Source organism: Phenylobacterium sp., from assembly GCF_030693805.1.
GTDB lineage: Bacteria > Pseudomonadota > Alphaproteobacteria > Caulobacterales > Caulobacteraceae > Phenylobacterium.
In genome coordinates, this window is record NZ_JAUXZW010000299.1 from 1 (window position 1) to 8223 (window position 8223).

Consider the following 8223-nt stretch of genomic DNA (forward strand, 5'->3'; position numbering starts at 1 on the left):
GTCTATCTCCGGGAATTCGCTTCGAGCCTGAGGCTCGGCGAAGTCGCGCTTCATCAGCGCCTTCAGCTCCAGGTCGGCGACGCCGGGAAGGTCGATGAGACGGCGAAGGGCAGGCTTGCTGTTCATGGGTTTAGCGGCTCATCCAGGGTTTGGACTTCGAGGTCGAGTGCGCTGCGGCCGCCTGCTCGCGCTGGAACCGCCCGCCACGCGGCGGCTTGGGCTTGGCGTCCAACGCTTCCTTCTTGAGGCGCAGGGCGCGCTGGATGGGCGTTTCCTCTGGCGGTGGCGCTTCAGTCATGTCCGGCTTCCTGCCCACGCGCCGCGAAAGGCGTCGGTTGACTGATATCCCAAGGGCCAATGCGCGCAAGGCATGGCGAGCCTGGCGCAACGAACACGGGCCTGACGCGTAGACCAAGGTCGTCTTGAAGGAACAACGCCATGCGGATGCTTCTCGCTTTGATCGCGCTGACGCTGGGCGCGTGTGCGAGCCCTGCGACGCAGTCCGGATTCCTCAGCGGTTATGACGATCTTCAACCCGACAAGCGCGGTGTGCGCGCCAAGGTCAGCGCCCGTGCGGGTGGCGATGAGCTCGCGGGGCTAAAGCGGATCTCCATCGCGCCCACCCGCTTCGCGGACGGCGCTAATCCGGCATGGATGACGCCGGCCGAACGTCAACTGCTGTTGCGCGAGGTCGACGCGCAGCTCTGCTTCGAACTGTCCGAACGCTACGCGATCGCCGCTGACGATGGGGCCGACGCGCGCGTCCGTGCGGCGGTGACCAATGTGCAGCCGACCGGTCGCGCCGCATCGGCCGCCGCAGCGGCGGCCGGCTTCTTCATTCCAGGACCGATCAAACTGCGCGCGCCCGGCACGCTTGGCGCCTTGGGGGCCGAGGCCGAGTTGATGCATCCCGACGGCCGCCAGCTCGCCGCGATCAGCTGGAATCGCGCGGCGACACCGGTGGGCACGGACGGACCCTCGCTCAGCCGCATCGGCGACGCCCTGCAATTCGCCGAGCCGTTCGCCGACGCCGCCGCCAAAGCGATGACCGTGCCACAGGCCGAACATCGCAAGATCGACAAACCGGACCCCTGTGCCGCCTACGGCGCGCGTTTCCGTCCTGAAGGCTTCCTCGCCAAGGTCGCCACCGGGCTCTATGTGCCCGGCATGAGCGGCGCTCGCGCCGATGAGCCGCAACCGCGCGGCGCGGCGAAGCCATGAGTCGCGCGATCCTCCTCGCCGGCCTCGCATGGTCTGCGGCGACGGCGAGCCTGGCCCAGGCCCATGATGCGCCTCCCGTCGTCACCGCGGCGTCCTCAGCCGGATCGGCCGCCAGCATCCACGCGTCGATGGACGTGGCCGCACCGCCGGCGGTGGTCTGGGCCACCCTGATCGACTGCGAACATGCGACGCGGTTCATGCCCAAGCTGATCAGCTGCAAGGTCCTGCAGAAGGACCCCGCCGGACGCTGGGAGGTGCGCGAGCACAGACTGCGCGGGGGTCTGCTGAAGGCCGAAATGCGCAATGTTTTCCGCGCCGACTTCACGGCGCCTCGCAGGCTGGCGTTCCACAGGGTGGCCGGCGATTGGAAACGTTCGGAAGGCGAATGGAACCTCTCGACCATCGCCGGCGGCGGCGGGACGCATGTGGACTATCGCACCGAGGTCGCGGTCAACGGCCCGGTCCCCGTGGCGCTGGTCCGGCAGGCCGTCGCCAAGGGCATGCCGCAGGCGATGCTGGCGCTGCGGCGCGGGGCCGTCTCGCGGGCGCATCGATGAAGCCTTTGGCGGGCGTCGAGGCGGCGCGGCTCGCCCTGCTGAACTGGCTGGCCGACGCAGGCTACCGGTTCACGACGCCCGCGCCGGCGACCCATCGGCGCATCCTGCTGCGCCGCGGGCGAGTGGATGCGCGCGACCTCGTCGACATATTCGGCTGGAACCTGCCGTTCGATGCCGCCGCCTTCGATCCGCAAATGGTTCGACTGATGCAGGACGGCGAAGTCCTCGAAAGCCTGGGCGGCAGATCCGTAAGCGCCCTTCGCGTCGCCAGCATCGGCGCGCTGCTGTTCCTGCACTCGGCCTTCCCGCTGCGTGGCGCCGACAGCGTGTTCTTCGGCCCTGACAGCTATCGCTTCGTCGACTTCATCCGCGTGGAGACGCCTTTGAGCGCTGGCGCGCGGATCGTCGACATCGGCGCCGGGACCGGCGTCGGCGGGATCGTCTGCGCCGGCCTGAACGCGCGCCCGCAACTCACGCTCACTGACATCAATCCCCGCGCGCTCGCCCTGGCGCGCGTCAACGCCGCCTTCGCCGGCGTCGACGCCGAACTGTCCCACTCGGACGGCCTGCCGCCAGGCGAATCCGCATTCGACCTTGTCCTCGCCAATCCCCCTTACCTCGGCGGAGAGACCGGCAGGACCTATAGCCGTGGCGGCGGCGCGCTCGGCGCCGAACTGTCGGTGGCCTGGGCGCGGGCTGGCCTCGCGCGGCTGGCGGCCGGCGGGCGCATGCTGCTCTATACCGGCGCAGCGATCACCCGGGACGGCGACAGCCTATCGCCGCGGCTGGCGACCGCCTGCCGCGAGGTGGGGTGCCGCCTCGATTATCGCGAGATCGATCCCGACGTCTTTCCCTCGACCCTGCTGCGGCGCGCCTACTGGGGTGTCGAGCGCATCGCCGCAGTCGGCGCGGTGATGGTCAAGGACGCCTGAGGAACCTCGGCCAAGCTCAAGCGTAGTGCGTGGGTTGCGCGCCGCCCTCACGACAGGCGCCCGCGTCGGAGCCTTCCCATGTCCCAACGCGTCGCGGTCTCAGATTCCTCTGCGCGCGGCGCGGGCGGCGCCCGGCGTCGCGGCTTCTGGTTCAGGGACTTCCGCATCCGGCGCGGTCGCGTGCGGGTGTTCGACACCGGCGCGGATCTGGCGCTGACGGCGCTCTCGTGGCGCGACAAGCTGCGCTCCACTGAGCTTCTGGCCGCAGCCCTGGCGCGGTTGCTCGAGCGCTCAAGGACGCCGCCGCACTGGCGGGGCTCGTCCAGAGCCGTCTAGCGCTCTTCGAGGTGGTCGTGGCCGCCCAGCCGGCCCGGACGCCAGTAGCCTTCACCGAAGATCTGTTCCTTGGCGACGCCGCGGGCCAGCAGGTCGTGCCGCTGACGGCGGATCGTGCTGGTCTCGCCGAGCAGGTAGATGTGGCCCCGGCCGGCCGGAAACTCGTAGCCGGCCAGCGCCTCGATCAGCGCCGGGCTGGAGGCCTCGGCATGCCGCCCGCCGCGGAAAATCCACTGGAAGGTCACGTCGCCGGCGGTGGTGACGCTCTGTCGTTCGCCCTCGTCTCCAACCTCCAGGATCACGTGCGCCTTCTCGCCGGCCTGCAGCGTCTCGAGCATGGCGAAGATTGGCGGCAACGTGGTCTCGTCGCCGATGAACAGCCGCCAGTCGGCGCCATGCTGGATGACGTTGCGGCCGCGGGGGCCGAATGCCGTAACCGCGTCGCCGGCCTTGGAATCCAGCGCCCAGCGTGTGCCGGGCGTTGAGCCGCCGTGCAGCACGACGTCCACCTCGATGCGCCGCGCCGCGCGATCGAAACCGCGGACGCTGTAGTGCCGACGGTTCAACTCGCCCGTCTCGTCCGGCAGCATGAAGACCATGTCCTGGCCGGGCTTGGGCTCAAACGCATCATCACCATGCACGGCGAGGCTGAGGCGGCGCATGTGCGAGGTGAGTTGCCGGGCTTCGGCGAGCGTCAGCGAAAAGGCGGCCATGCCGCGCCGCCTCATGGCGTCGATCATCTCAACCGGGAGCGTCGGGGCCAGTCGCGGCGAAGCGTTGGTGGTGTCAGTCATCTGGTCTCCCCTGCGCCATTCGGCGCCGAAACAGCTTGCGCGGACCGCGACGGGTCCATCGGATCGATCTTAAGTTTGATATAATATCGATATATCTATAATCAAGCTCGCACGTCTTCGCCCGTCAGCGCGACGGGTCTCTTTCGCCCGCGCGCTGGTCGCCGACCTCAAATCCTGATCCTCGACAAAGCCACCGCCACCACCGACAGCTTCACCAAACCGACCATCCAGCAGGTGGGTTCGCGGGACGCACCTGCCTGGTCAGAGGCGAACGGAGACGCCGGTGTTCGCCGCGCGAACGTGAAGAGTTCCATGGCGGTTCCGCTACGTCATTGACACCACCGTCAGCCCAATGGTCAAACCAATAGAAGGCCGTGCATCCAGCAACGGCCGCGGAGGAACACGCATGGCGAACGAAGCGATAACGCCGGACACCCTGAAACTCACTGACGAGAACATCATCGACCTTCCGGGGATCGCCAGCCGCTGGGTCCGCCTGGCGGACGGCCGCAAAGCTCACTACGTGACCGCCGGCGACAAGGGTCCTGCAGTGGTCCTGCTGCACGGCGGCATCGAAGGATCGTCGGGCACCGCCGGATGGCGGTTCATGGCTCCCGTGCTCGCGGCGGCGGGTTTCCGTGTCTACTGTCCGGACCGCCCGGGTTTCGGCCTCTCCGACATCAGCAAGCTCGAGTATCTCGACACCGGCCCGAAGGCCAATGTCGACTTCCTCAACATGTTCGCCGACGCCCTGTGCCTCGACAAGTTCCACCTCAGCGGCAATTCGGCCGGCTGCATGGTCTCCTGCGACTACGTGGTCAGCAATCCTGAGCGGGTGCTCAGCGTGATGTTCATCGCCGGCTTCCTGGGCGACATCTGCGACGCGCCCAACGTGCCGCCCAAGGACGGCAAGTTCACGCCCAACCCGGGCTATGTGATGAAGCCCTGGGACGGCACGCCGGAAGGCATGCAGCACCTGATGGACGGCATCATCTACGCCAAGGGCGCGGTGTGGCCGGCTCTGGTGCAGATGCGCACGCTGGCCGGCAACGCCCAGCGCGAGGTCCGTGCGCGTTTCGGCGTCGAACGCCAGCCGCTGCGCGCGACGGAAACCAACGAAAAGCAGATCTTCTCTACGAAGGGCCGGTTGGACAAGCTGACGATCCCGATGATCTACCTGTACGGCATGCAGGACGTGCTGCTGCCGGTGGAGAACGGCTTCCATCAGGAAGACGCCGTTCCCAACATCCAGTTCTTCTATCCCACCGAAACCGGCCACCAGGGCCAGACCGACCGGCCCGACACCTTCAACAAGGTCGCGGTGGAATTCTTCAAGACCGGCAAGGTGAGCTGGCCGCTCGCGGTCGAAGCCGGCGTGTCGCTGCGCCGTCCGATCGATCCGCGCTACGTGGAACAGCCCAAGGGCGGCTTCCCCAAGCCCAACCCCGCCATGTACGCCAACCCGGAGACGCTAAAGACGGGCCTCAAGGCCCTCGACGCCGTCCCCGCCTGATCCCCTAGAGGCTGGCCTGCGCGCGATTGCGCAGGCTGGCCGCCTCTTTGCCGCGGGTGAAGTCCTCCGCCGTCAGCGACTGGCTGAACGCACGGCCCCGCTCGCGTTCCAGCGCCAGGGCGTCCTTCAGCTCCATTTCGAAGCCGTCGTCGATCAGGCGCTTGTACTCCAGCATCACCTTGCGGTTGGCGTCGGCGAAGTCGTGCGCCAGCGCCAGCGCCGCGGGCATCAGTTCGTGCGGCTCCACGACCCGGTTGATCAGGCCGAGCTCGAAAGCCCGCTGGGCCTCGAAGAAGTTTCCGGACAGAGAGATCTCCTTGGCCCGTTGCGGCCCAACCTGGCGCGACAGGCGCTGGGAGATGCCCCAACCTGGCAGCAGTCCGACCCGCACGTGGGTGTCGGCGAACTTGGCGTTGGTCGAGGCGATGATGATGTCGCAGGCCAGCATGATCTCCATGCCGCCGGTGATGCACAGGCCATTGACCGCGACGATGATCGGCTTGCGGCACTGGTCGATGGCGGCGGCAGGGTCCTCGTCCGGCGCGGCAAGCTGGCCGCGCCGCTCGGCGGCTTCCTTAAGGTCCATGCCGGCGGTGAACGCGCGATCGCCCGCGCCGGTGAGGATGATCGCCCCGCAGCTCTCGTCGGCGTCCAGATCGTGCAGCGCGTGATGCAGCGCCCTGCGCAGCTCGCCCGACAGTGCATTCAGCTTCTCCGGTCGATTCAGCGTCAGGATCGCGACGGCTCCGTCACGTTCGATCAAAAGCGTCTGGCTCATTCCCTCGGGCTCCAATTTGCACAGTCGTGCGCCGACTGTGATGCGGCGGCGGCCCGCCGGCAAGTGCCGGACTGGGCCGCAGGGGCGATCCTGCCTGTGGTCTCCACGCGTTCGCGCGTCTTTGACGCTGCGTGAACGCGAAGGTTATTGACAATGGTCCAACCATTGTCGAAGCTATGCTCCGGTGAGGCGAACGACGCCGCAGAGCGTCGACGAGTCATGACCGGCCAGGAGGAGACGATGGCCGGCGCGCACTCCGCATCCCATGACTGTTCCGGCGTCGAACGGCGCACGGCGCAGGATCGTGGGTCGGCGCGCAGCGCTGGGCCCGCCTTTTCACCAGCCGGGATCATGTCTCCGTCGCCAAATATGGCCGCTCCGCAAAGGGCGCGACCAAAGCGAGATCAACGCTAGCGCGTGCGCAGCGATGGAGGAGGCGTCAATGCCGGATTTTGGTGGCAATGCAGCGGGTCTGATCATCGATGACCGGGAATCCGGGATCTTCCGGGTTCATCGCAGCGCATTCATCGACGACGACATCCTGAAACTGGAACGCGAGCGGATCTTCGACAAGTCCTGGCTGTTCGCCGGACACATCTCGGAATTCCCCAAGCCCGGCGACTTCATCACCCGCAATGTCGGCGGCCGGCCGATCATCCTGGTGACCAGCGATGACGGCGAGGTCCGCGCGCTGATGAACACCTGCCGCCACCGGGGCAACCTGGTGTGCCGCGAGCACAAGGGCTCGAACGCCGAGGTGTTCCGCTGCTTCTACCACGGCTGGATCTACAACACGCGCGGCGAGCTGAAGGGCATCCCTGGCGAAGAGGCCTATAGCGAAGCGTTCGACCGTGAATCCCTCGGCCTCGAGCCGGCGCCCAAGATGCACAACCACCGCGGCTGTATCTTCATCAGCTTCGATCCGGACATGGAGGACTTCGAGTCCTACATGGGCCCCGACGCGCTGATGGTCATCGACAACACGCTGAACCTCGGCGACATGGAATTCGTCGAAGGCCACTTCAAATACTCGATGCGCGCCAACTGGAAGCTGCTCGTCGAGAACAGCATGGACGGCTACCACGCCGCCTTCACCCACGAGCGCTTCTTCGCCCAATGGCTGCCCAGCATGGGCCTAGGCGGCGGCGGCGGGCCGATGACCCCTCAGCCGGCGCCGCCGAACGACGGCAAGCGTCGTGGCGCTCAACCGATGGGCAACGGCCATGTGACCACCGCATGGCCGACAAGCGACCGGCGGATCAATGGCCAGGCCTCCTATCTCGAGAAGTTCGCCGGCGCCGAGCTTGAGCAGTTCCGCGAGGGCCTGGTGAAGAAGCACGGCGACGAAAACGCCCGGATGATCGAAGGGCGCGCCGGCAACTACCTGATCTTCCCGAACCTGCTGATCATCGACGGCTGGTGCGTGTTCCGGACCTTCTATCCGACCACTCCGGATTACATGGAGATCAACGGCTGGGCGGCCATGCCGAAAGAGGACACGCCCGCGCTTCGCAAGGCGCGCCTCGATTGGTATCTGGGGTTCCAGGGGCCGGGCGGCTTCGCCACCCCGGACGACGTCGAAGGCCTCGAAGGCTGCCAGATGGGGTTTGCGACCAACAAGGAAGTCGAGTGGTCGGACATCTCGCGCGGCATGAAGGGCAACACCAAGGGCGGTCCCACCGAGTTGCAGATGCGCGTCTTCTGGCGCGAATGGGAGGCCCGCCTGACCACCGGACAACACGCCGAGTACACTGGCGACTAGAAACGCATGCCGACCCGGGGCTAGGATCAACCGCGGCCCCGGGGCGGCGCACCACGCAACAAACCTGATTGGGGAGGATCTAGCCTTGGCGACGGCCACACTGAACCGAGAACAAGTCACTGTCACACGGCAGGAAATCGAAGAATGGCTCTACGCCGAGGCGGAGATGCTGGATACCTGGAACCTCAACGAATGGCTGGCGCTGTTCGATGAGGAACGCGGCAGCTTCTACATCCCGGCCACCGACGCGCCCTACAGCGACCACAACACCGCGCTGTTCCTGATCGCCGACGACATGCCGAAGCTGAAGTCGCGCGTCGCGCAGCTGCT

10 protein-coding genes are annotated in these 8223 nt (G+C 67.0%); 7 read left to right on the plus strand and 3 right to left on the minus strand.

The features are described 5' to 3' along the window. Positions 1–130 precede the first annotated feature (130 nt). Positions 131–298: a hypothetical protein gene (locus Q8M88_RS11485; RefSeq protein WP_305597293.1), complete on the minus strand. Its 168-nt coding sequence runs from the start codon at positions 296–298 to the stop codon at positions 131–133. 140 nt (positions 299–438) lie between these two features. On the opposite strand from Q8M88_RS11485, the gene Q8M88_RS11490 reads away from it, so the two are divergent. The 4 genes from Q8M88_RS11490 (at position 439) to Q8M88_RS11505 (ending at position 3046) form a co-directional block, all read left to right on the plus strand. Continuing rightward, entirely contained in the window at positions 439–1221 is a 783-nt protein-coding gene (locus Q8M88_RS11490) for a DUF3313 family protein (protein WP_305597294.1), read from the plus strand. Then, a complete protein-coding gene (locus tag Q8M88_RS11495; RefSeq protein WP_305597295.1) occupies positions 1218–1778 on the plus strand; it encodes an SRPBCC family protein in 561 nt (186 codons plus the stop codon). Before Q8M88_RS11490 ends, Q8M88_RS11495 begins: the two co-directional genes overlap by 4 nt. Next, entirely contained in the window at positions 1775–2710 is a 936-nt protein-coding gene (locus tag Q8M88_RS11500; RefSeq protein ID WP_305597296.1) for a methyltransferase, read from the plus strand. Before Q8M88_RS11495 ends, Q8M88_RS11500 begins: the two co-directional genes overlap by 4 nt. 78 nt (positions 2711–2788) lie before the next feature. Further along, positions 2789–3046: a hypothetical protein gene (locus Q8M88_RS11505; protein ID WP_305597297.1), complete on the plus strand. Its 258-nt coding sequence runs from the start codon at positions 2789–2791 to the stop codon at positions 3044–3046. On the opposite strand, the gene Q8M88_RS11510 is transcribed toward Q8M88_RS11505, so the two are convergent. Continuing rightward, entirely contained in the window at positions 3043–3840 is a 798-nt protein-coding gene (locus Q8M88_RS11510; protein ID WP_305597298.1) for a siderophore-interacting protein, read from the minus strand. The two genes, Q8M88_RS11505 and Q8M88_RS11510, sit on opposite strands and share 4 nt — an antisense overlap. 406 nt (positions 3841–4246) lie before the next feature. Here Q8M88_RS11510 and Q8M88_RS11515 point away from each other — a divergent pair, with 406 nt between their 5' ends. Continuing rightward, complete coding sequence (locus tag Q8M88_RS11515) at positions 4247–5353, plus strand: alpha/beta fold hydrolase (protein WP_305597299.1); 1107 nt, start codon at positions 4247–4249, stop codon at positions 5351–5353. Positions 5354–5357: 4 nt separating this feature from the next. On the opposite strand, the gene Q8M88_RS11520 is transcribed toward Q8M88_RS11515, so the two are convergent. Further along, positions 5358–6131, minus strand: coding sequence for an enoyl-CoA hydratase (locus tag Q8M88_RS11520; protein ID WP_305597300.1), 774 nt, complete (start codon positions 6129–6131; stop codon positions 5358–5360). Positions 6132–6573: 442 nt separating this feature from the next. Here Q8M88_RS11520 and Q8M88_RS11525 point away from each other — a divergent pair, with 442 nt between their 5' ends. Both Q8M88_RS11525 and Q8M88_RS11530 read left to right on the plus strand, forming a co-directional pair. After that, on the plus strand, positions 6574–7893 hold the full coding sequence (locus Q8M88_RS11525) for an aromatic ring-hydroxylating dioxygenase subunit alpha (RefSeq protein ID WP_305597301.1): 1320 nt from the start codon (positions 6574–6576) through the stop codon (positions 7891–7893). Positions 7894–7978: 85 nt separating this feature from the next. After that, positions 7979–8223, plus strand: a 245-nt coding sequence (locus tag Q8M88_RS11530; RefSeq protein ID WP_305597302.1) for an aromatic-ring-hydroxylating dioxygenase subunit beta, incomplete at its 3' end; no start/stop codon positions are given.